Below are 23,359 nucleotides of genomic sequence, written 5' to 3'. Positions count from 1 at the left end.
TTTAAACGATCAAAAACAGTAAAATATCTGTAATGGAAAATTTCAGAAAAGAAAGTGATCTATTAGGCGAACTGAACGTGCCTTTAGACGCTTATTATGGAGTGCAGACCCAAAGAGCAATCAACAACTTCAAAATTTCCGGACAACTTCTGTCAGCGTATCCGGATTTTATCAAAGGACTGGCTTTCGTAAAAAAAGCAGCCGCAAAAACCAACTATGAATTAGGACTTCTTGATGAAAACCTGTATTTCAAAATTGCAGAAGCATGCGATGAGATCGTAGCAGGAAAATACCATGAGCAATTTCCGGTAGATATGATACAGGGAGGAGCAGGAACTTCAATCAATATGAATGCGAATGAAGTAATTGCTAACATTGTATTGGAAAAATTAGGGAAAAATAAAGGCGAATATGAGTTTTGTTCACCTAATGATCATATCAACCTTTCACAGTCAACCAACGATGCTTATCCTACCGCAATCAAAATGGGATTGCTGCATATGAATATCGGTCTGGTAGAAAAACTGGAGAAAATCATTGAAGCTTTCCGTGCAAAAGGACAGGAGTTCCATGATGTTATCAAAATGGGACGTACACAGCTTCAGGATGCTGTTCCTATGACATTAGGACAGGAGTTCGAAGCATATGCTGCTACACTGGAAGAAGATATTTCCAAACTGAATAATAATGCAAGCCTTTTCGTAGAAGTAAACATGGGAGCTACTGCCATAGGAACAGGACTGAATGCCCCAGTTGGATATGCTACACTTTGTGCTAAAAATTTAGCTCAGATCACAGGATTCCCGATTGTTTCCGCACCTAACCTTGTAGAAGCTACACCGGATACAGGATCTTATGTGATTTATTCTTCAGCGATGAAGCGTCTTGCAGTAAAATTATCAAAGATCTGTAACGATTTAAGACTGCTTTCATCAGGACCAAGAGCTGGACTGTTCGAAATCAACCTTCCGCCAATGCAGCCGGGATCATCTATTATGCCAGGTAAAGTAAATCCGGTTATTCCTGAAGTGGTAAACCAGGTTTGTTTTAAAGTATTTGGAAACGATCTTACAGTAACCTTTGCTGCAGAAGCAGGACAATTGCAGCTTAACGTAATGGAGCCGGTACTTTCTCATGCTATTATGGAAAATATCAATTTCCTTTGCAATGCACTAGATACCCTTCGTGATAAATGTGTGGTAGGAATTACTGCCAACAAAGAAGTATGTCTGAATATGGTAAAACACAGCATCGGAATTGTTACAGCATTGAACCCTTATATCGGTTACAAACAATCCACACAGATTGCCAAAGATGCATTGGAAACCGGAAAAAGTGTATACAATCTTGTTTTAGAAAGAGGAATTCTTTCTCAGGAAAAACTTGATGAGATCCTTGATCCGAAAAACATGCTGAAGCCGCATAACAAGTAAAATAAAACAATGAGTGGTAAATGATGTGAAAGCACCATTTATCACTTATTATTCATCATTTATAAAATAATCCGTGAGGTTTTTAATTATTATTCCTGCCCATAACGAAGAGCAGAACCTCTCATTCACTCTGGATTCCCTGCAACAACAAAGTAGTAAGGACTTTAAGGTAGTAATCGTTAATGACGGTTCCATAGATGCTACTCCTGAGGTGATCAGGAAATATACAGAGACTGATTCCCGTTTTGAAACAATAAACCTTCAGAAATCAGAACATCAGCCTGGTTCAAAGGTTGTTCATGCCTTTAAAAATGGTTTGCAGACACAATCTGTAAATGAGTTTGATATCATCTGTAAATTTGATGCTGATATTATTCTACCTGAAAACTATCTGGAAACTGTAAAAGAAGCTTTTGCTAATAACCCTGAATATGGATTGGTAGGAGGTTTACTTTATGTGGAACAGGAAGGGAACTGGGTGTACGAAGGAAACTCCAATAAACATCATGTAAGAGGACCTATGAAAGCTTACCGAAAAGAATGCTTTGTTCAGATGGGTGGTTTAAGGGAAACATTAGGTTGGGATAATATAGATTCTATTGTATTGGAACATTTGGGATGGAAGGAAGTGGTCCTGCCGGAACTCCATGTAAAACTTATCAAAGTAAAAGGAGCCGATTATACCATCAAACCGGCTGATTATTACGGCCATTATTTCTATTTTTTAGGATTAAACAGGTTTCTGGCTTATATAGCCTCTTCAAAGGAAGCAATGAAAAGCAAATCGCCATCATTCTTTTTTGATATTGTAAAATCCTATGAAGCTTGTAAGTCAAGAAAACTGGAGCTTAAAATTACAAAAGAAGAACAGAAGGTAGTCAATGATCAGCGTTGGAAAATGCTGAAGAAAAAATGGCTGAAAATATAATGCTGTAATCCAAAATAAACATCAATAGGAATGGACTTTAGCCCATTCGTAATGAAAAATAAAAATTAAATCGGCTTTAGCCAAAACCTAAAAATAACCGCTATCAGTTAGTGAAAAAAATAGCCTACATAGAAATAGACACCCACGCAGAAATAGCACAGGCTTTCATAGATATTATGGAAGGATCTCAGAATTTCAGTGTAGATTATTATTTTTCAAAAAAAATTAAAGATCAGCTCGGCGAAACAGAATCAAATGTTTTTTTGTCTGATAGTTCTATGATTTTAGATCAGCTTAAGACCAAAGAATATGATTTGGTTATTGTAGGAACCGTTCATCGTTTCTTTAATACATTTCTTGCTGTAACAAATAAATACAATACAGCTGTTATTACCCATAATCTCAATTTTACCAGGGCTTCAAAATTTGATTTGCTTAAAAGTATATTTAAAGGAGATGTTATCTACCGGATGAAGTTGTGGTTAAAAGAAGGGTTGCTGTATGCCACTAAAGTATATCAGGAATCAAAATCCCTGATGGTGCTGGATGAAGCATTGACCTCTGACAGACATCAGTTTTTACCTCTTTTTTATGCCAGAGACTTTGTGAAATCTAAGAATGAAAGTCTTATGATTGTCATCCCCGGTGGTGTTTCACAAAAGAGGAGAGATTATAACCATATTTTCACTACTATTCAGCAGATCAGAACAGATCAGAAATGTGAATTTATTTTTCTTGGAAAAGCTAAGGATAAAGAATTGAAAAAGCTCGAACATTTATCTTCAAACCTGCCGGAGAATATTTCTGTAACCTATTTTTCAGAAAGGGTTTCTGCAGAAGATTTTGAGAAGTGGATGAAGAAAGCAGATGTGCTTTGGTGCCCGATTCAGCAGGGGACTGAATTTTTCAGCATACAGGAAACATATGGACAAACCAAGATGACAGGAAACCTGGGTGATTCAATTACCTATGGGAAACTGGCTGTTTTTCCAAAGAATTATCCTTCAAAACTGAATTTCATTGTACCTGAAAAAGAGAATATTCTCGAACAGCTGAAAGAGCTTGCCGAAACTCATTTCGATTTTCAGAAAAGTTATGGTAGGGCAGAAGTCCAAACAAAAGTAGAACAGTTATTAAACGGTTTTATTGCCGGTTAAAAAACTGCATTTTTGTTCCTTTATTTTTCTTTCTAAGTTTTATTTAAACTTAAAAATACTCTTAATAAACTTTGCATTCAGGTAATCCTCGATCGGGAAAATTTTTGTAAAATAGTTTCCGATATAAATTAATGCAAGAACTACGGCTGGCTTATAGATCAGATTGATGAAGTTGTTGTCAAAATTAGGCAGAACAATTGCTACAGTAATCGCCAGGGTACAAATGATAGATACGAAGATCATTTCAATAGTTAATGGTGAAACTTTGAAAACAATGTAGTTGAATAAAATTTTAAGAACATTATAGATGGTAAGGGAAATAGCTGTAGATAAAGCAATTCCGATAAGCTTCAGATCAGTGTTTTTGATGAAATAGAAATTCAGTCCAATCGTTAATCCTGCCAATAAAAGCATTAACAGAATATTGAATCTGTAATACTTTGAAAGAGAGATGATATTTCCGTTAAATCCTGTTGCCAGATCAATTAAAACTGCAGAACCCCAGATCCATACAACCGGTTCGTATTCTCTTAGCATAACACCGTTTTTAGGCATAAACTGAGTTAGGTAAGGAAATCCAACCATAATACAGGAAAACAATACAGCTCCCAGAAAATATAAGGTTAATGATGTTTTTTTATGAAACTTATCAAGGCCTTCCATATCACCATCGGCAAGATGCTTACTGATAATAGGGGCCGAAATATTAAATAACCCCAATTGTGGAATGGAAATTAAAGAGATAAGAGCATACAGTACAGAATAAATACCATTTTCTTCCATGCCCATAAATTCTCCAATCATAAAACTATTGATTGCTAGATAATTTCCAAAGGTCCCCAGAAAACCAAAAAAACTGTAGTTTAAAAACTCCTTCCAGAAATTATTCTTTTTAAAATAATCTGTGCTGATATCAAAATGAATTTTCTCAAGCTTATTCGTGTAATAAATATATCCGAAAAGCATTAAAGTAAACATTCCGAAGAAAAAGGCTAATGCTATATTCTGAGACAGAGCAAAATAAGAGAAAAGACAGAAAGCTCCCAAATTGGCTATTTTAGGAAAGAGATTGTCAAAGATATTAGAAACAACAATTCTTTTATAATTAGACGTGTATTTATTGAAAATAGCACAAAGAGATAAAACCAGAATAAGAGGTAGGATAATTCCCTTAATTTTCCAGGCTTCCGAATGCATGAACTTGGGATAAAAGTAAGGAAGAATAAAAAATACAATAGAAAATATCAGGAAGTTAATTAAAATCGTAACAAGCGATAGGGAGAGCATGTTCTGATTTTTACCGTCTTTTTGTAAAGAATGAAAAAATTTTACATTAGCGTATGAAATTCCAAAAACCACAAAAGGAACAAGCATTTCTGCAGTCTGCATACTGTAGCGGAGTTTTCCATAAAATTCAAAATCATTTGGAAAAATGAATATTGCAGAAACTGTGCCCAGCAAAAAACCAATATAGCCAATAATGGAATATTTGAAGCCTTGTCTCGCTACTACACTCATAAAGTTGTTTTAAGGGTTTTTAGGTATAAAAATAATATTGTTAATGTACTGAGTTTTATTTTTTTCGTCGTTTGTATTTTGTAATAGAATATCCTCTGTAAGTGGCTCAAGGGTAAAGCTGTTCCTGTTCAGGTATTTCACTTCATATCCCCAGCTTGCTACTTCAGAGATTTCATTCCATATTGGTGTTTGGTGATGCCTTTGTTCCATCTCAACCATTAAGGTAGGCATAAACTGTCTGATGGTTTCTTTTGCTCCCGAAAGAGTTTTTATTTCGTTCCCTTCAACATCTATTTTAATAAAATCTAATCTGTTGAAGTGCTCAAGGGCTGCCCATTCGTCCAGTTTGATAACCTTTACTTTCTCAGTATAGCTTTTCTCTTCGCCTTTTTCTTTGTAAGCAGTGTTTAAGGTTCCACGGGAAGCAATCGTTTTTCCGTTGATAATGGGAACTTTGAATTCCGCTATTGTATTTTCGTCAGAAAGAGCCAAAGGAAGTACCCGCATTGTAGGGAATAGTCTTTTCAGTCTTGTATAAAGCTTTTTATTAGGTTCGAAAGCATAGATATGCTCATGATTTAATTTGCTTTCCAGCTGATATAGAAAAGTTCCTACGTTGGCACCAATGTCCAGTATTACAGCACTTTTGGGAAGGTATTCTTTGATCCATACCAGTTCCGGTTCTACATTGCGTTCCGAAAAATTATCTTTATTAAGATGGTTTAAGGTCTTAAAGTATCTTTTTTTATAAAAATCCGGACTTATATATTGTAGTTTTTCTGCAATTTTTTGGTATAAAGACATCCTTAGCTTTTTGACGAACAGCAAAGATAAACAAAAATGTAAAACTTATCTTAAAAAATGTTAAATATAATAAATTGATTTTCAGGAGATAGTCTTTATTAGATGTTTTGTAAGGGACTGAATTGTAATATATTTTAAGTTTGTCACAGAAACGCCTTATGCAAGCTTTTTATTTTAAAGAAGAGGTAAGTGCAAAATATAACCCGAGAGCTTCACAGGTTTTTAAACACAAATAACACGAATGTTTTCATAAATAACATAATTTACATCCTCAAAGCATTTACTTATAAGAATCTGTGTATTCAAGGAGATCTGTGGGGGAAAAAATCAGGAATTTTTAAGCCTGGAAAGGTGTATTCAGAAAATCATTAAATGGTTTCATCAGCTTAAAAATCTTAGTCATATTCTTTAGAGCGTTTTGATCTAAAACCTCTTCATCTTTGAGTGAGTACACTACAATAAAATTCTTAAGTTTTAAATATTCAGCCATAGGATCTTCCTTTTCAAAACCCTGAGGAACCTTTTTCAGTTTATCATCCTGATCCAGTTCCGGAAAATGTTTTTTGAAGTCTTTATTATCTAGAATTTTAAGAAAATCATTACCGTAGAGCGATATCTCTTTTCGTACTTCCTTCAGTACTGAGGACTCAGGCATGTAGATTCCGCCGGCTAAAAAAGATTTTCCCGGTTCCATATGAAGGTAGTATCCACCCTTCTGATGTCCTTTTCCCATTCCTAGTGAAGCTCCGAAATTGGTTTTATAAGGGGATTTATCTTTTGAAAATCTGGTATCACGGTAAATTCTGAAGAGTGATTTTTTGCTGTCGATTTTAGAAAGTTCTTCATCAAAACCAGACATTTCCCTGATCAGGTCATCCAAAAACTCAATAACATTTCCCTGAGATTCTGTATACAGTTTTTTATGCTCATTGAACCATTCACGGTTGTTGTTTTTGCTTAATTTCTTTAGAAAATCAAAGGTTTTGGAAGAAATGCTGGCTGACATACTTTTGTTTGGTATTTAATTGTTTTAGTTGTTTCAGGGTTAAGATATAAACTTATGTCTGATATCTCAAAGCCGCAACGTTATTCAAATTTACACAAAACTATTCATATCTCAATGCGTCAATAGGATCCAGTTTTGAAGCCTTCAGGGCAGGATAATACCCAAAAAATACTCCGGTTACAGCACAGACAATAAACGAAATAATAATTGACGATTCTGTAATAAAAGTAGGCCACGACAAGAAGAAGGTGACCAGCTCCGAAGTGAGAATACCTAAAATAACGCCAAGTATTCCTCCGGTAATACTGATGAGAACGGCTTCAATCAAAAATTGATACAGTATATCCTTTCCTCTTGCTCCGATAGACATTCTAAGGCCGATTTCTTTAGTTCTTTCCGTAACGGAAACATACATGATATTCATAATTCCGATTCCGCCCACGATAAGAGAAATTCCCGCAATAGCTGAAAGCAGTACTGTCAGAAGCTGGCTGGTGGAACTCATCGTGGAAATCAGTTCAGCCTGAGTTCTTACGCTGAAGTCATCATTGCTTCCATCCAGGGGTAACTTATGCTGTTTTCTCAGGATCTCTGAAACCTGATCGGTAGCCTGTTGTGAAGTATTCTCATTCGTAGAAGATGCATAAATGGTCTGTACATACGTTATTCCTAAAAATCTTCTCTGAACAGTATTAAAAGGTGCAATAATCACATCATCCTGATCCTGCCCGAATGCATTGGAGCCTTTGGGAGCAAGGATGCCAATGATTTTCATAGGAACTTTATTGAATCTGATAATACTCCCCACCGGATCTTCACCATTAGGAAATAGATTATTATAAACAGTTTGTCCCAGAAGGCAGACTTTGTTGGAAGAAGTGACATCTTTTCTGGAAAAAAGGTTGCCGCTGGAAATATTCCAATCCCTGATCTGAAAATACTCTTCATTTACACCCTGCAATTGAGTAGGCCAGTTATTGGGCCCGTTGATAGACTGTCCATTGGTCTGTACAGCCGGAGAAACAGAAGAAACATCCGCAGCGCCTTTGGAAATGGCTTCAGTATCCTGTGGTTTTAAGGTTTGTAATCCGGAAGCTCCTATTCTTGCTCCACCTGAAACATTCACGTTACTTGAAGGACGGATCGTAATCATATTGGAACCCATTGAAGAAAGCTGGTCACTGATGCTTTTTTTAGAACCTTCACCAATAGCTGTCATGGCAATTACCGAGGCAACACCAATGATAATCCCAAGCATGGTTAAAAATGCACGTAGTTTATTTCTTAAAAGGGCTTTCCAGGCAATTCTGAAGAGATTGGAGAGATTCATTGCAATGGGTTTTGGATTAGCTATTGATAGTCATCATTTACCGGAAGGTTATCCAGAGCTTCTCTGGCAGACTTTATATTGTCATTTTTAATATCCTTGATAACCTTCCCGTCCCGTAGTGTTACCGTTCTGCTGCTAAAAGTAGCAATATCAGGTTCGTGTGTTACAAAGACAATTGTACGTCCCTGTTTATTGAGATCCTGCATAAGAGCCATTATTTCATATGAAGTTCTTGTGTCAAGGTTTCCTGTAGCTTCATCAGCTAAGATCATTACAGGTTCATTGACTAAAGCCCGGGCAATAGCCACTCGTTGCTGCTGCCCACCGGACATCTGATTAGGGAGGTGATCTATTCTGTTTTCCAATTTTACAGCAGCAAGTGCTTCTACTGATCTTTTATATCGTTCCTCCGTTGAAATTTTGGGATTATAAAGAAGGGGAAGCTCTACATTTTCCCTTGCAGTAGTTCTGGCAAGAAGATTATAGGCCTGAAATACAAAACCTATTTTTTGGTTTCTTAATATGGCCAGTTCATCGCGGTCAAGGTTTTTAACATTGACTCCATCCAGAATATAATCCCCGTTTGATGGTTTATCCAGACAGCCTAAAATGTTGAGCAGGGTAGATTTTCCCGAGCCACTGCTTCCCATGATGGTTACGAATTCACCTCTTTCTACTGAAAAAGTAACTCCTTTCAGCGCATGAACGATTTCTTCACCCATCCTGAATTCTCTTTTCAGATCCATGATTTCCAGAATTTTTTCTGTCATGACTTTTATTTTAGAATTGCTGATTCTCTTAATTTAAATTTTAGATAAGGTACTATTACTGTCTTGGTCCGCCACCACTGCTGCCTTTAGTATTTCCACCACTTCTTCTTTGAGGCATAAACGGGCTTTTTGCCTGCCCGCCTGAAGATTTTTTAGATAAAAGCTTATAACCGGTGATAATATTGTCATTTTTATCCAAGCCTGAAATTACCTGCATTTCAGTATCATTATCCATTCCTGTTTTAATCTTTTTACGGGATATCGTACTGTCTTTGGCAATGACCCATACACCCATCTCATTCTTTTTATCCATCCCTTTCGTTTTCTGCTTTTTCCATTGTCCTTTTTCATGTTTTTTGCCATTGGCAAAAGGAGAGTTGATTTTGTATTTCTGAATAACAAGGCTGTCGGGCCTAAAACTGGTTGCAGCAACCGGAATCTTCATTATGTTATCTATAATCTGCGTATAAATTGTGATATTAGCTGTCATTCCCGGCTTTAATTTTAGTTCGGGATTATCAGCATTGATAATGGTTGTATAGTTTACAACATTCGAGGAGACAGTAGGATGGAGTCGGACTTCGGCAACTTCACCGTCAAATGTTTCGTCAGGAAAAGCGTCAACTGTAAAAGTAACTTTCTGCCCAACTTTCACATTTCCGATATCAGCTTCATCTACTGAGGCGCGAACCCTCATCTTCGTAAGGTCCTTTGCTATACTGAATAGAGTAGGTGTACTGAAGCTTGAGGCGACAGTCTGTCCTTCACTTACATTCCTGTTAAGAACCGTGCCGTCTATCGGAGAATAGATGTTCGTGAGTGAAAGATTTTTATTGGCGGTAGAAAGCTGAGCAGTTACAGTACCTACCTGTGCTTTTGCTATATTATATTGATTGGTGGCATTGTCATAATCCGCCTTACTGATAGCACCTACTTTATAAAGCTGTGACTGTCGGTTGATATTGATTTCATTATAGGCAAGGTTACTTTTTGCATTTTGTAGATTAGACTGGTACTGTTCAGATTGAAACTTGAGGAGATCCGGATCAAGAGTAGCTAAAAGCTGCCCCTTTTTCACTGTAGAATTAAAATCTACATAAATATTTTTGATGATACCTGATACCTGAGTCCCTACAGCAACGGTATCTACCGGCTGAATAGTTCCTGTAGCTGTAATAGAATTGGATATTTCTCCCATTTCGGGTTTTACAGTTTCCAGTTGGATTTTTATCTCTTTTTCTCTGATGAAGAAAAACCAGACTGCACCTAAAACAATGATGCCGCCTACAACCCAATACAACCATTTTTTATTCTTTGTTTTCATAGTTTACTTTAGATTTATAGGGTTACCTGCGTAAAATTCGTAGATCTGTTTATTAAGAACTGCAGTGTATTTTGCCTGCAGGTAATTTTGAATAGATTGGATGTAAAGCAATCGCTGCTGTTGAAGCTGCACATAGTCGATACTGCCTATTTTCATTTGAGCATTTACAATATCATAGCTCTGTTTACTGATGTTCATTTGTTTGGAAGCGGAATCAAATTGTGACAGGGCGTTTTGCAGATTGATATATGATTGCTCGATTTGTTGGTTCAGAATTGTTTTTGTGTTTTGCAGATCAAGATTGGCCTGTTCTATGGCAATCTTCGATTTTTCAATCAGAGTTTTGTAGATTCTGTTGTTGTAAATTGGAATTCCGAGGCTTAATCCGATAGGCATGTAGAAATTGTTACCCAATTGATTGAAATAATTTCCATTTCCGTTGGAATAATTGGTTGAAATGTTTCCTACCACACTTAAGGTTGGTTGAACAGAAGCCTGTGCCATTTTAAGATTGGTATTGGAATTTTCCACATTCAATTCTCCATATTTGACCTCCGGACGTTGGCTTTGAGCGAGATTCTGAACGTCCGGTAATGGTTTTAGCTGATCATCTACAATAATGCTGTCAGGTTTTGCAATCTGAAAGTCATAATTGGTTGGTAATTGCAGGAGTTGCTTTAAATTGACAATATTAGTCCGTAAATTATTCTGGGTTGAAGTCAGATTATACTCATCCTGGGCAACCTGTGACTGAATCTGTAGGTAATTGAGTTTTGACAGACTTCCTGCTTTATAAAGCTGATCTCCCTGTTTTAATTGAGTTTGGGTTGTTTTCAGAACATTTTCCAGGGAAATGATATTTTCTTCATTCATCAGAATATTCAGATAAGCCTGTGTGATGCTTAGGGTGATGTTGTTTTGGGATTCCTGTACAGATAAGTCAGCCATCTGGACCAGCAGGTTTTTTGATGCTTCATTATTTTTAATATAATTGGCATGATAGATCGTCATGGAAGAATTGGCTCCAATGCTTTGGGTTTGTGCACCCGTTACATGAAGTCCATCGTTACTATTCAGTGCAAAAAGTCCTTGTGAAACCGTTCCGTTGAGGTTAGGGTATTTTGCTTCTTTAGCTTGGAATAAATCCTGTTGGGCCGAATTTTTAGAAAGCCTTAATGAATTGATAGAAATATTATTTTCCTTTGCATATTCAATACATTTATCCAGGGTCCAGCGGGTGGGATAATTAGGTGTCTGGGCCAATATTTCAAGCGTTATCAATAAGAATATCAAAAAGAAAAATTTGCGTTTCATAGTTTTGTTTTTGAAAATTCATAAATAATCCAGAAAAAATTAATCCAATTTAATAAAAAAAACTAATGTTTAACAGTTTTTTAATATAAAGCTTGTTTTTTATGTTTATTTTTTCAAATATTAAAAAAGTATTATAAGATTCTGAATTTAACTTTGTATATTTAAAACTTTATTCAAAAACAAGTCAAATATTTATTGTATCTTTGCAAAAATTTTAAAATAGTTAATGAATTTATTTACGGAAACCAATTTAAGTCCTGATATCCTTAAGGCAATTGGCGAACTGGGCTACGAAAGCCCAACAGAAATCCAAAAACAGACTATCCCTTTTATTCTTTCAGATATTCGCGACTTGATCGCACTTGCGCAGACAGGGACAGGCAAAACAGCAGCGTTTTCGCTTCCGATTTTGGATATGATTGACGATACGAGTCGCAAAATCCAATTATTGGTGCTTTGTCCGACACGGGAATTATGTCTTCAGATTTCTAAAGACATAAAGAATTACTCTAAGTACATGAAAGACATCAAAACTACAGCAGTTTATGGTGGAAGTAGTATTGTAGATCAGATGAGATCTTTAAAGGATAAGCCACAGATTATTGTGGGAACTCCTGGTAGAGTAATTGATCTTATCAACAGAAAAGCACTTGACTTTTCTGCTATTCATTGGTTAGTATTAGACGAAGCTGATGAAATGCTTTCTATGGGATTCAAAGACGAGTTGGAAACCATCTTAAGAGAAACACCGGAAACTAAACAAACTTTCTTATTCTCGGCTACGATGAATAAAGAAGTGGAAAGAATTTCCAAAAATTACCTTACAAAGCCACACCGTATTTCAGTAGGTTCTATCAACGAAGTGAAGAAGAACATTACACACGAATATTATGTGGTAGGGTACCGTCAGAAAAAAGAAGCATTAAAGAGATTAATTGATGCCAACCCGAATCAGTATTCCATTATTTTCTGTAGAACAAGAATGGAAACTCAGGAGGTAGCTGATTTCTTGATGCAGAACGGTTACGCAGCTGATGCCCTTCATGGAGACCTTTCTCAAGCGCAAAGAGATACGGTAATGAAGAAATTCAGATTGAAAAACATTGATATTCTTGTAGCCACAGACGTTGCAGCAAGAGGATTGGATGTAAACTCTTTGACTCACGTTATTCATTTCTCTTTACCTGATGATCCTGAAGTATTTGTTCACAGAAGTGGTAGAACAGGTAGAGCTGGAAAAAATGGTATTTCTATGGCTTTAATCAAGCCTGAAGAAAGCAGAAAACTGAAGCAGATTAAATCTGCAACAAAAATTGAAATTAACGAAAAATTCATTCCTACAGGTGAAGATATTATCAAAGCTCAGGTAGGAGGTGTATTCGAAAAATTATTGACGGAGCACGAAGATATTTTCGAATTTGATAATAGCTTAATCCCGGATTTGAGCAATTTCACAAAAGAAGAATTGGTACACCAGTTACTGCAATTCCAATTGAAAGACCTTGCTTTATATTACAAAGACAAGCATGATCTTACTGAGCAGAAATTGAGCAGCAGAGATGATGATTACTCAAGAAGAGACAGAGGACGTGACAGGGATAGCAGAGACCGAGACAGAGGTCGTGATAGAGACAGAGATCGCGGAAGAGATAGAGATCGTAGCAGCAAACCAAGAAGAAGAGATGAAAACATGGTTAGATTCTTCTTTAATCTTGGAAAAAAAGATCATTTGAAGAAACTTGATGTTTTAGATATTATCAATAAGGCAACTGATGATGGAAAAAGCAAAAGAAGAGCTGAAATCGGTGATATTGAGATTTTAGAGAAATTCTCTTTCTTTGAAGTTGAAAAATCCTTTAAAGATAATGTTTTAAGTAACATTCAATCGATGAAATTCAAAGGGAAAGATATGAGAGCTGAAGTAGCTAACTAATCCCTTTTTATACTATATAAAACCGGCAGTAATGCCGGTTTTTTTATTTGGTAATCAGCAGGTAAGCGAATGTTAACAAAACTTAATGTTATATAGTTTCACGTGCGATCCTTTTTTAGGAAATTTGCACTCGAATTATAAATACTAAAAAATGGGAATTGGTAATATTTTCCACGCTTTTCAACCAAAAGATAAAATCTTCTTTGTACTTTTTGAAAAGGTAACTGAAAATCTAGTTGCAATGTCTGAAGATTTCAACGCTGGAATCAAGGATTTCGATCTTAATGACGATTCAATGTTGAAAAAAATGAGTGATTTCGAACATAAGAATGACGAGCTTACTCACGAAATCTTTGTAGAACTTGGAAAAAACTTCATCACTCCTTTTGACCGTGAAGATATTCACACACTGGCAACAGGTTTAGATGATATCGCTGATTATATCTACGCGTCTACAAAATATATCTTCCTATACAAATCTCCTGAGATGAAAGCGTATTCAGATTTCTCTCTATTGATTCACAAGGCATGTCTTGAAATCCAGAATGCAATGAAAAACCTTAAAGGATTCAAGAACATGGAGCAGGTGAAGGAAGCTTGTATTAAAGTAAACTCTATTGAGAACATTGCAGATGACCTGCTTTCTAACTCAATGGTAGAGTTATTTGAAACCAACGATGCCATCAACATCATTAAGGTTTCTTCTGTATTGAACTATCTTGAAATCGTAACTGATAAAGCTGAAGATGTTGCCAATACAATTGAGAACATCATGATTAAATACGCCTAAAAGATAACAATACCTAGCAAAAAATGGAATTTCCGATTTTACTGATAGTTATTATTGCGTTGGCGCTGATCTTTGATTATATCAATGGTTTTCATGATGCAGCTAATTCGATTGCAACTATCGTTTCTACAAAAGTTTTAACTCCATTCCAGGCTGTACTTTGGGCAGCACTTTGGAACTTTGCGGCTTTCTTTATTGCTGCTTATATTATTGGAGAATTTAAAATTGGTAATACAATTGCCAAAACAGTTAACGAGAATTTTATCACGCTTGAAGTTATATTTTCCGGTTTGATGGCAGCTATTGCCTGGAACCTTCTGACATGGTGGTTTGGGATTCCTTCCTCATCGTCGCATACACTGATCGGAGGATTCCTGGGAGCAGCTTTAACGCATGCTTTTATGATGGATTACCATGATGTGGCGGCAGCACAGCCAGGACTTGGGATGTGGGAAACCATTAAAGAAGCTTTCATTCAGGTAACTCATCAAGGTGTAGTGAAGTTTGATAAAGTTATTCCTATCTTCTTGTTCATTTTCATGGCACCAATCATAGGGATGATTATTTCAATCATTATTACATTAATTATTGTACACCTTTATAAAAGATCAAACCCACACAAAGCAGACAAATCTTTCAAAAGATTGCAACTGGTTTCTTCAGCCTTGTTCAGTTTAGGACATGGTCTGAATGATGCTCAGAAAGTAATGGGAATCATTGGAGCGGCGGTGATTTACTATCACGTTAATATGCTTCAGGATACACAGTATTTGGATATTCCTTCTGCGGGACGTTTTGATTACTTTGCACAACATTATATTTGGGTTCCTTTAGTTTCATTTATTGCCATTGCTCTAGGAACTATGAGTGGGGGTTGGAAGATCATCAAAACAATGGGAACAAAGATCACTAAAGTAACTTCATTGGAAGGAGTGAGTGCAGAAACTGCAGGAGCTATTACTTTATTCATCACAGACCACTTCGGTATTCCTGTATCTACAACGCATACGATTACAGGATCTATCATTGGAGTTGGATTAACGAAAAGAATTTCAGCAGTAAGATGGGGTATTACCGTAAGCTTACTTTGGGCTTGGGTATTAACCATTCCAATCTCAGCAATCGTAGCTGGTATCACTTATCTTCTTGTAACTTTCTTATTTTAAGATAAAAAATCACAATTATCATATAGACTTTGTCCATTTGGGCAAAGTTTTTTGTTTTATAAAGCCTTGAAAAATTGTATTTTTGTTCAAATTATAAGATTTTATGGAATTTTTAGACAGATACCAACAGATTGTTGGGGAAGCCATCAATAAGTACACTTTTAAAGATAAGCCTACGGAGTTATATGAGCCGATGAACTATATCATTTCCCATGGTGGAAAACGTCTTCGTCCCATTATGGTGCTGATGGCCTGTGATCTGTTCGGTGGAGACCTGAAGCAAGCTATAAAGCCGGCTTTAGCAATCGAGTTTTTCCATAATTTTACTCTGATCCATGATGATATTATGGATGAGGCTCCTTTAAGAAGAAATAAACCTACCATCCATACACTACACGGGATCAATGTGGGAATTCTTTCCGGGGACGGATTGATGCTTAAAGCTTATAAATTCTTTGAAGACCTTGAACCTGAAATTTTCAAGGCTTGTATCAGAATATTTACCCATACTGGACTTCTTTTATGTGAAGGACAGCAGTATGATATCAATTTCGAAACTCAGGAAAATGTAACCTTTGATGATTACATTAGAATGATTACCTACAAAACCGGAGTATTGAGTGCTTCTTCTTTTGAGATCGGAGCATTAATCGCGAGAGCTGATTTTAAGGATGCAAAAGCAATCTTCAATTTCGGAAAACACATCGGAATTGCATTCCAGATTATGGATGATTATCTTGATGTATTCGGAGATCAGGCACAGTTTGGGAAAAAACATGCCGGAGATATCTATGAGAACAAGAAAACAGTTCTTTACCTGTTAGCAAGAGAACATGCTACAGATGAAGAAAGAAAAGAACTGGATTACTGGTATTCTAAAAAGACAGACAATATTGATAAAATCTACGGGGTTGAAAAGATCTTCAGAAGAACAAAAGTAGATGAAAAAGCACTTCGTCTGATCGAAAAACACAACGAAATCGGTCAGAGCTATCTTAAGAAAATTGATATTCCGGAAGAAAAGAAAAAGCCGTTCATTGAGCTGGCAAACTATCTTTTAAGAAGAGAAAGCTAAATAAGGTTCCAGATGATAGGTAGTAGGTCGCAGAATTGCCTGCTACCTATTACCTGTCACCTAAAATCTATACAATGAAATTCAGAACAGAAGTCGATATTCCGAAATCAGAGAAAAAGATTGAGATTGAAGACAGAATATTTTCAATCGGTTCCTGCTTTGCCTCTGAAATGACAGAACTGTTGAAAGAGGGGCAGCTTCAGACCCTCAACAATCCTTTTGGGACGATTTTTAACCCCTTTTCTATCAATAATGCAGTAAAAAGACTCCATGATTCGGAGTTTTATGTAGAGGAAGAGCTGATTGTCTATAATGAAGAATATATCTCGCTGGATCACCATACAAGCTTTGATACAAGATATATTCACCAGACGTTGGATAAGATCAATAGAGCCATTGAAGAAGGAAATGCCTTTCTACAGGAAGCAGACTGGATCATTATTACCTATGGATCTTCCTTCATTTACGAATTCGTACCCAAAAATAAATTAGTAGCCAATTGCCATAAGATTCCACAGAAGTTTTTTGAAAAAAGGCTGCTTTCCCATCAGGAGCTTACAGGTTCTATTTACAATACCATTCTGGAGCTTAAAGATATCTGTAAAGAAGGAGTTCAGATTCTGTTTTCTGTTTCGCCGGTAAGGCATACCAAAGACGGAATGGTGGAGAATCAGCTGAGTAAATCTAAGCTGATTACAGCCATTCATGAGTCTATATCTATGTTTGAAGACTGTCATTATCTTCCGGTTTATGAGATTTTGATGGATGACCTGAGAGATTACCGTTTCTATAAAGAAGATATGATTCATCCGAGTGCCCAGGCCGTTAATTATATTTTTGATAAGTTTGGAGACTCTTATTTTTCAGGGGAAACCAAAGACTTTATCAAAGAAAACTTTAAGATCATGAGAGCGTTGGAACACAAAACCAATGATGTGAAAGATCCTAAGTTTATAGAATTCAGGGAGAAACTGGATCAGAGAATAGAAAATCAGCGTACAAAAGTAAAACATACAATATTCAAATGATTGACTTTACGGAGATTGAATACTTAAAGTTGGGAAATGAAAGACAAAAAAGAGCCTATGAAGTCCTTACTCAATATAAGATCTTTGAAAAGCTGAGTAAATATTCTCCATTACTAGCAGGAACAATTCCGATTGAAATTGATGTTGAAAACAGTGATCTGGATATTATCTGTGAGGTGGATCTGAGATTTGAAGAAGACTTTTTAAAGGAGATTATGTTCACAGAACTTATACCCGCCGATGTAAGAGTTTCCGTTGAAAAAACGATTATAAACGAAGAAGAAAGTATTACACTGAACTTTATGCTGGAAGAATTTTCTATCGAGATTTTCGGTCAGAATAAGCCTCCAATAGAGCAGAATGCTTATCGGCATATGGTTGCTGAACACAAAATATTACAGGAAAAAGGAGAAGATTTTAAACAAAAAATAATAGAGCTTAAGAAACAGGGAATCAAAACAGAACCGGCATTCGGAATATTGATGCATCTGGAAAATCCCTATGAAGATCTGTTAAAATTATAAAAAATGATTGATACACATACCCATTTATACGCAGAAGAATTTGATGAAGACAGAAAAGAAGCCATTCAGAGAGCTTTAGATAAAGGAATTACGGAGTTTTATCTTCCGGCAATTGATTCCGAATCCCATGGGAAAATGCTTGAACTGGAAGCAGAATATCCGGGACAGATTTTTTCAATGATGGGGTTACATCCTTGTTATGTAAAGCCTGAATCCTGGGAAAAAGAGCTTGAGATCGTTAAAAGTTATCTTGACCAAAGGCATTTTCCGGCAATAGGAGAGATCGGTATTGATCTGTACTGGGATAAAACAACCCTGGACATTCAGGTAAAAGCTTTTGAACAGCAAATCGACTGGGCGATAGAAAAAGATCTTCCTATCGTTATTCATACCAGAGAAAGCTTTGATGAAACATTCGAGGTGCTGGAAAGAAAGAAACATCCTAAATTAAGAGGAATTTTTCATTGCTTTTCCGGAAATCTGGAGCAGGCACAGCACGCAATGGACCTGAATTTTATCTTGGGGATCGGTGGAGTAGTGACCTTCAAAAACGGAAAAATAGACCAGTTTCTGAGCGAAATCCCTTTAGATAAAATCGTATTGGAGACAGATTCCCCTTATTTAGCTCCGGTTCCGCACAGAGGAAAAAGAAATGAAAGTTCATATCTTGATCTGGTAGCTGGAAAGCTGGTAAATATTTACGGTAAAGACTTTTCTGAAATAGACAGAATCACTACCGAAAATGCACGGAATCTTTTTAAAACTGAGGTATAATGAATGGAATTCTAAAGTTTGTAAAAGATAACCGGCTCAATAGTATTATCCTGTTTGCTGTTTATTTTGTTATTAATCTTTTATTCCTGACAAAGTATGGGATCAGGCAGTCTTTTATACCTCTCAGTATTTTAGTGGCTGTTTTCGCTGTAGGAAACGCAGTGATGTTTTTTTTAGGGAAATGGTCGGGATTTAAGAAAATAGTGTCGGCAAAACTGGTTTATATCCTGATAGGATGCATTGCTGTTGCTTATATTGCTATGTGCCATGTGATGAAAGATCCTTACAAAATGAATATAGATAGATGGCAGACTTTAGAGTTTTCTTTAGAATACTGGATCAAAGGAAAGTATATTTATGATACTCCGAACTTTATGGGGAATCTGTCCTCTTACCTTCCGGGGCAGCTGCTTATTTCCAGTATATTTTATTTTTTAGGAAATGTAGGATACCTTCAGGTGGGTGCTTTTTTACTCTTTTCATATACGATCTGCCTGGAATTTAAAAGCAATTTCATTCGGTTTATAGCAGTATTGATGCTGGGAGTATCATTGGCCTATATTTATGATGTGGTCTGTAAAAGTGATTTTATTGCTTCTTTTATTGCTGTTGCTGCGTTTATGCTCTTATGGCATAGCAGATTTAAACATGATTATTTTCAGAAACCTCTCCTGCTGGGAGTAAGTATAGGTATTCTGTGTCTTACAAGAAGTGTAGTGATTATACCATTAATTATTTTTATGTTAAGACCTTTTTTGCTGACTCACTGGGAAAAGAGAATAAAGTTTGGGATAAGTTTTTTACTAACAGTAGCAATATTACTGGCAACAGTCTTTCTGCCTGCCAAAAGCCTTGATCACTTGTTACACTATAATCCCTTAACACTCCAGGGACAAAGTAACAAATACGTGATGTTATTTTTCATTGTACTGGCAATCATTTCCTCATTGTATGCTAAAAGAATAGAAATGGTGTTTTATTTTTCAGCTTATATCACTTTTTTAGTAATGGTAAGCTTTGTGACTGAGAAATATCTGATTTTAGGATTTTCTTTTCAGAGTAATTTCTTTTCTACCACATATTTAGCAGCCTGTTTGCCTTTTTGTATTATCGGATATTGCTATACCAAACGGAAAGAATCAGACGCAATAGATTAACCTCAATAAAAAATAAACCCCTCTCATTTTGAAAGGGGTTTACTATTTATTTTTTTCTGGTGAAATTTTTGTTCTTAGGTTTTTTAAACCCAACCGAAGCTCCTCCAGCCGGTTTCTTTTTATTTGACCTGGAATTGTTACTGTTATTAGAAATTCTGGCCCTGTCGGTACCAGCAGAAGCCGGTTTGTTATTAGAATCTCTTTTCTGAGCTATAAGATTATCCGTATGGAACGGGTGATTTTTGATGACAGGAATTTTCTTTCCAATCAGCTTTTCTGTGTTTTTCAGGTTCGTAAGATCAAGACCATCTACAAAAGATATAGAAGATCCTTCAGCTCCCGCTCTTCCTGTTCTTCCGATTCTGTGTACATACGTTTCAGAAACATCAGAAAGCTCAAAATTGATCACGAATTTTAATTCATCAATATCAATACCTCTTGCTGCAATATCTGTAGCGACAAGAATCCTTGTTTTTCCTGATTTAAAATTATTAAGGGCGTTCTGTCTTGCATTCTGAGATTTATTCCCATGAATCGCCTCAGCAGAGATATTGTCCTGCTGAAGTTTTCTTGCAATCTTATCAGCACCGTGCTTCGTTCTGGAAAATACCAATACAGAGTCTGAAATGTCATTTTGTAGGATATGAGATAACAGATTTAGCTTGTTTTCCTTTTCTACAAAGTAAACGGATTGCTTAATGGTATCTGCAGTAGAAGAAACCGGAGTCACCTCTACCTTTACCGGGTTGTTCAGAATGGAATTAGCCAGTTTCTGAATCTCTACGGGCATCGTTGCAGAGAAGAACAGAGTCTGTCTTTTTTGTGGTAAAAGTTTGATGATTCTTTTTACATCATGCACAAATCCCATATCAAGCATTCTATCCGCTTCATCAAGAACAAATATTTCAAGATTTCTTAAGCTGATAATACCCTGAGCAATAAAGTCAAGAAGTCTTCCCGGTGTAGCCACCAAAATGTCAACCCCTCTTTTTAAAGCAGCTTCCTGATTTCCCTGTTTTACTCCTCCGAAAATAACAAGTTCCTTTAGCGGAAGATATTTACCATAAGCATTAATGTTCTCTTCAATCTGGATCGCCAATTCTCTGGTAGGCGTAAGGATTAAAGCTTTAATATTTTTATTTGGTATTTTATTTTTAGATAGATTCTGTAAAATAGGAATAGCAAATGCTGCTGTTTTTCCTGTTCCTGTCTGTGCACAGCCTAAAAAGTCTCTGCCTTGTAAAATATCAGGAATAGATCTTTCCTGAATGGGTGTTGGAGTCGTATATCCCTGTTCCTGAATTGCCTTGGCAATAGGTTCTATTAAGTTTAAGTCTGTAAAATTCAAATGAATTATTTTAAAATTTTAAATAAAAAATTCCCTCTGTTTGAAAGAATTACATTTTGCAAAGGTAGGTTAAAAAAAATTAAGATTTTCACAATGATGAAGTAGGCTTTATCTGCCCTGATTAATTCATTATAAGGCTCATACCCATATTTGTTAATTGGTGAATGTATTTAATTATAGTTAATGGCTTTTTCTTAAATGAGATTATCAATATTACAACTGAAAAAGGTTCGGTTACAAAACAGTTTATTAAAAAATAAATACGATTATTTTATATAAAGAATGGCTGCCTAATCTAAGGCAGCCATTTATATTTATTGTATCAGATGAGTGGTTATTTCACCTTGATCCATTGCTGGTTCTTTCTAAGATTTTCAAAAAAGTGATACACTTCTGAAAGCTTTTCGCTTCCCCGTTTCCCATAATCTTCCACATTTTTTGAAGTACCATCTGCAAAATTGATTCTTAAATAAGAGGTAGGTAAGTCTGTAATGTTTTTTTCTCCGTATTTGTCATTTAAATTTTTTACCTCTAAACCGTCCAGTAAACTGATGAGCTTATTGTAATCTGCCTCTTTAATGGTTCCTTTAAAAGTTCCTTCTCTGGGCTTGGAGAATTCGTCTTTTGAAGGTTTATCGGTGAAATTAAAATGTTCCGCTTCAAAAACTGCTGTTCTGTCCGGATTGATGGTCATGGTGAAGACAGGGCAGAACCCAAAACACGGGGTGGCCTGATATTCTATTTTAGAATATTTTGAATTGACTTTCTGAGAAGTACAGGAAAATAAAAATATAAAAGCACAAAGGCCTAGTACATATTTCATAGCTTACAATTTCTTTAGACACTTTCAATAACCATTCCAATCTAAAACATACGGAAAATAAAATTGGAAAAATAGGAGAGTATTATTAAAGGCTAAAAAATAAAGAGGAACAAAACTGCTCCTCTTTATTAATATTTTTTAAAATCAAATTCTCAATCTGAAATTATCCGTGTAGCTGTTTCCAGATAGCATCCTTCAGTTCTACAAGACCTTCTCCGGTAACTCCTGAAAAGAATAAAGGTTGTTTATTCTCCGGGAACTCCGCTGCAATCTCCTTTTTAAGTTCATCATCCAAAAGATCGGATTTTGAAACAGAAATAATGAAATCTTTATCTAAAAGCTCAGGATTATATTCTTTTAATTCATTTTCCAGTACCTTAAATTCCTGGAAGTGATCTTCAGAATCTGCAGGAATTAAAAACAACAGGATAGAGTTTCTTTCAATATGTCTCAGGAATCTGTGTCCTAATCCTTTTCCTTCTGCTGCTCCTTCAATAATTCCCGGAATATCGGCCATTACAAATGATTTGTAATTTCTGTAATCCACAATTCCAAGGTTTGGAGTCAGGGTTGTAAAGGCATAGTTAGCAATTTTAGGCTTTGCTGCAGAAACAGAAGCTAGAAGTGTAGATTTTCCGGCATTCGGGAATCCAACCAATCCTACATCGGCCAAAATTTTAAGCTCAAAGACTACATAGCCTTCCTGGCTATCCATTCCTGGTTGAGCATATCTTGGAGTTTGATTGGTAGAAGATTTGAAGAATTCGTTTCCTTTTCCTCCTTTTCCTCCTTCCATCAAAATGATTTCCTGCTTGTCTTCAAGTATCTCGCCGATAATTTCTCCTTCTTCATTTTTAGCGATCGTTCCAATAGGAACATCAATATAAATATCGGAACCATCAGCACCGGTAAGCTGGTTTTTGGCTCCGTTTTCACCACGCTCAGCTTTTATGTGGCGGGTGTATCGAAGCGGAAGTAAAGTCCATTCCTGAGCATTTCCTCTCATAATGACGTGTCCACCGCGACCTCCATCGCCACCATCGGGACCACCTTTAGGAATATACTTTTCACGGCGAAGGTGGGCAGAACCAGCACCTCCGTGTCCGCTTTTACAATGGATTTTTACGTAATCTACAAAGTTAGACATATAGTATTTG

At 36.1% G+C, this 23,359-nt stretch carries 21 protein-coding genes; 11 read left to right on the top strand and 10 right to left on the bottom strand.

The genetic code is table 11. From position 1 onward, the window contains the following. Positions 1-32 precede the first annotated feature (32 nt). The 3 genes from aspA to WH267_RS14630 all read left to right on the top strand — a co-directional run bounded on the left by aspA (position 33) and on the right by WH267_RS14630 (position 3,518). Complete coding sequence (gene aspA / locus WH267_RS14640; protein ID WP_340009248.1) at positions 33-1,433, top strand: aspartate ammonia-lyase; 1,401 nt, start codon at positions 33-35, stop codon at positions 1,431-1,433. Positions 1,434-1,506: 73 nt separating this feature from the next. After that, positions 1,507-2,361: a glycosyltransferase gene (locus WH267_RS14635; protein WP_340009246.1), complete on the top strand. Its 855-nt coding sequence runs from the start codon at positions 1,507-1,509 to the stop codon at positions 2,359-2,361. Positions 2,362-2,471: 110 nt separating this feature from the next. After that, positions 2,472-3,518 carry a hypothetical protein gene (locus WH267_RS14630; protein ID WP_340009244.1) on the top strand — a complete coding sequence of 349 codons (1,047 nt, stop codon included), beginning with the start codon at positions 2,472-2,474 and terminating at the stop codon, positions 3,516-3,518. Positions 3,519-3,557: 39 nt separating this feature from the next. Here the strand turns inward: WH267_RS14630 and WH267_RS14625 are convergent, their stop codons facing one another. The 7 genes from WH267_RS14625 to WH267_RS14595 form a co-directional block, all read right to left on the bottom strand. After that, positions 3,558-5,036, bottom strand: coding sequence for a lipopolysaccharide biosynthesis protein (locus tag WH267_RS14625; RefSeq protein WP_115973507.1), 1,479 nt, complete (start codon positions 5,034-5,036; stop codon positions 3,558-3,560). Positions 5,037-5,045: 9 nt separating this feature from the next. Then, on the bottom strand, positions 5,046-5,840 hold the full coding sequence (locus tag WH267_RS14620; protein ID WP_115973508.1) for an FkbM family methyltransferase: 795 nt from the start codon (positions 5,838-5,840) through the stop codon (positions 5,046-5,048). A 337-nt stretch (positions 5,841-6,177) separates the two neighbouring features. Beyond that, positions 6,178-6,846: a DUF2461 domain-containing protein gene (locus WH267_RS14615; protein WP_340009241.1), complete on the bottom strand. Its 669-nt coding sequence runs from the start codon at positions 6,844-6,846 to the stop codon at positions 6,178-6,180. A 100-nt stretch (positions 6,847-6,946) separates the two neighbouring features. Further along, entirely contained in the window at positions 6,947-8,176 is a 1,230-nt protein-coding gene (locus WH267_RS14610) for an ABC transporter permease (RefSeq protein ID WP_340009239.1), read from the bottom strand. Between the two features lie 20 nt (positions 8,177-8,196). Beyond that, on the bottom strand, positions 8,197-8,946 hold the full coding sequence (locus tag WH267_RS14605; RefSeq protein WP_115973511.1) for an ABC transporter ATP-binding protein: 750 nt from the start codon (positions 8,944-8,946) through the stop codon (positions 8,197-8,199). Between the two features lie 55 nt (positions 8,947-9,001). Next, positions 9,002-10,270, bottom strand: coding sequence for an efflux RND transporter periplasmic adaptor subunit (locus WH267_RS14600; protein WP_340009236.1), 1,269 nt, complete (start codon positions 10,268-10,270; stop codon positions 9,002-9,004). A 3-nt stretch (positions 10,271-10,273) separates the two neighbouring features. Next, positions 10,274-11,584: a TolC family protein gene (locus WH267_RS14595; protein WP_340009234.1), complete on the bottom strand. Its 1,311-nt coding sequence runs from the start codon at positions 11,582-11,584 to the stop codon at positions 10,274-10,276. A gap of 226 nt (positions 11,585-11,810) precedes the next feature. Here WH267_RS14595 and WH267_RS14590 point away from each other — a divergent pair, with 226 nt between their 5' ends. The 8 genes from WH267_RS14590 (at position 11,811) to WH267_RS14555 (ending at position 20,031) form a co-directional block, all read left to right on the top strand. Continuing rightward, positions 11,811-13,517: a DEAD/DEAH box helicase gene (locus WH267_RS14590; RefSeq protein WP_115973514.1), complete on the top strand. Its 1,707-nt coding sequence runs from the start codon at positions 11,811-11,813 to the stop codon at positions 13,515-13,517. A gap of 151 nt (positions 13,518-13,668) precedes the next feature. Beyond that, positions 13,669-14,307 (top strand): DUF47 domain-containing protein, encoded by a 639-nt coding sequence (locus WH267_RS14585; RefSeq protein WP_115973515.1) that lies wholly within the window; start codon positions 13,669-13,671, stop codon positions 14,305-14,307. Positions 14,308-14,330: 23 nt separating this feature from the next. Further along, positions 14,331-15,473: an inorganic phosphate transporter gene (locus tag WH267_RS14580; RefSeq protein ID WP_115973516.1), complete on the top strand. Its 1,143-nt coding sequence runs from the start codon at positions 14,331-14,333 to the stop codon at positions 15,471-15,473. Positions 15,474-15,576: 103 nt separating this feature from the next. Next, positions 15,577-16,548: a polyprenyl synthetase family protein gene (locus WH267_RS14575; RefSeq protein WP_115973517.1), complete on the top strand. Its 972-nt coding sequence runs from the start codon at positions 15,577-15,579 to the stop codon at positions 16,546-16,548. 74 nt (positions 16,549-16,622) lie between these two features. Further along, the gene (locus WH267_RS14570) at positions 16,623-17,576 is read left to right on the top strand and encodes a GSCFA domain-containing protein (protein WP_340009227.1); all 954 of its coding nucleotides are present in this window, start codon (positions 16,623-16,625) and stop codon (positions 17,574-17,576) included. Continuing rightward, positions 17,573-18,100, top strand: a complete 528-nt coding sequence (locus WH267_RS14565) for a DUF4269 domain-containing protein (protein WP_340009225.1) — start codon at positions 17,573-17,575, stop codon at positions 18,098-18,100. Before WH267_RS14570 ends, WH267_RS14565 begins: the two co-directional genes overlap by 4 nt. A 3-nt stretch (positions 18,101-18,103) precedes the next feature. Continuing rightward, complete coding sequence (locus WH267_RS14560; RefSeq protein ID WP_340009223.1) at positions 18,104-18,874, top strand: TatD family hydrolase; 771 nt, start codon at positions 18,104-18,106, stop codon at positions 18,872-18,874. Further along, positions 18,874-20,031, top strand: a complete 1,158-nt coding sequence (locus tag WH267_RS14555) for a hypothetical protein (protein WP_340009221.1) — start codon at positions 18,874-18,876, stop codon at positions 20,029-20,031. The genes WH267_RS14560 and WH267_RS14555 overlap by 1 nt, the downstream gene beginning before the upstream one ends. Before the next feature lie 46 nt (positions 20,032-20,077). On the opposite strand, the gene WH267_RS14550 is transcribed toward WH267_RS14555, so the two are convergent. The 3 genes from WH267_RS14550 to obgE form a co-directional block, all read right to left on the bottom strand. Next, the gene (locus tag WH267_RS14550) at positions 20,078-21,379 is read right to left on the bottom strand and encodes a DEAD/DEAH box helicase (protein ID WP_340009219.1); all 1,302 of its coding nucleotides are present in this window, start codon (positions 21,377-21,379) and stop codon (positions 20,078-20,080) included. A gap of 334 nt (positions 21,380-21,713) precedes the next feature. Then, complete coding sequence (locus tag WH267_RS14545) at positions 21,714-22,202, bottom strand: DUF6438 domain-containing protein (RefSeq protein ID WP_340009217.1); 489 nt, start codon at positions 22,200-22,202, stop codon at positions 21,714-21,716. Positions 22,203-22,365: 163 nt separating this feature from the next. Beyond that, positions 22,366-23,349 carry a GTPase ObgE gene (gene obgE, locus WH267_RS14540; RefSeq protein WP_115973524.1) on the bottom strand — a complete coding sequence of 328 codons (984 nt, stop codon included), beginning with the start codon at positions 23,347-23,349 and terminating at the stop codon, positions 22,366-22,368. Between the last annotated feature and the right edge of the window lie 10 nt (positions 23,350-23,359).

Origin of the sequence: Chryseobacterium sp. MYb328 (genome assembly GCF_037572595.1) — a bacterium.
GTDB classification, from domain to species: domain Bacteria; phylum Bacteroidota; class Bacteroidia; order Flavobacteriales; family Weeksellaceae; genus Chryseobacterium; species Chryseobacterium pennae.
The sequence above is the reverse complement of the archived record's forward strand: the minus strand, read 5'-3'. Positions and strand labels throughout refer to the sequence as shown.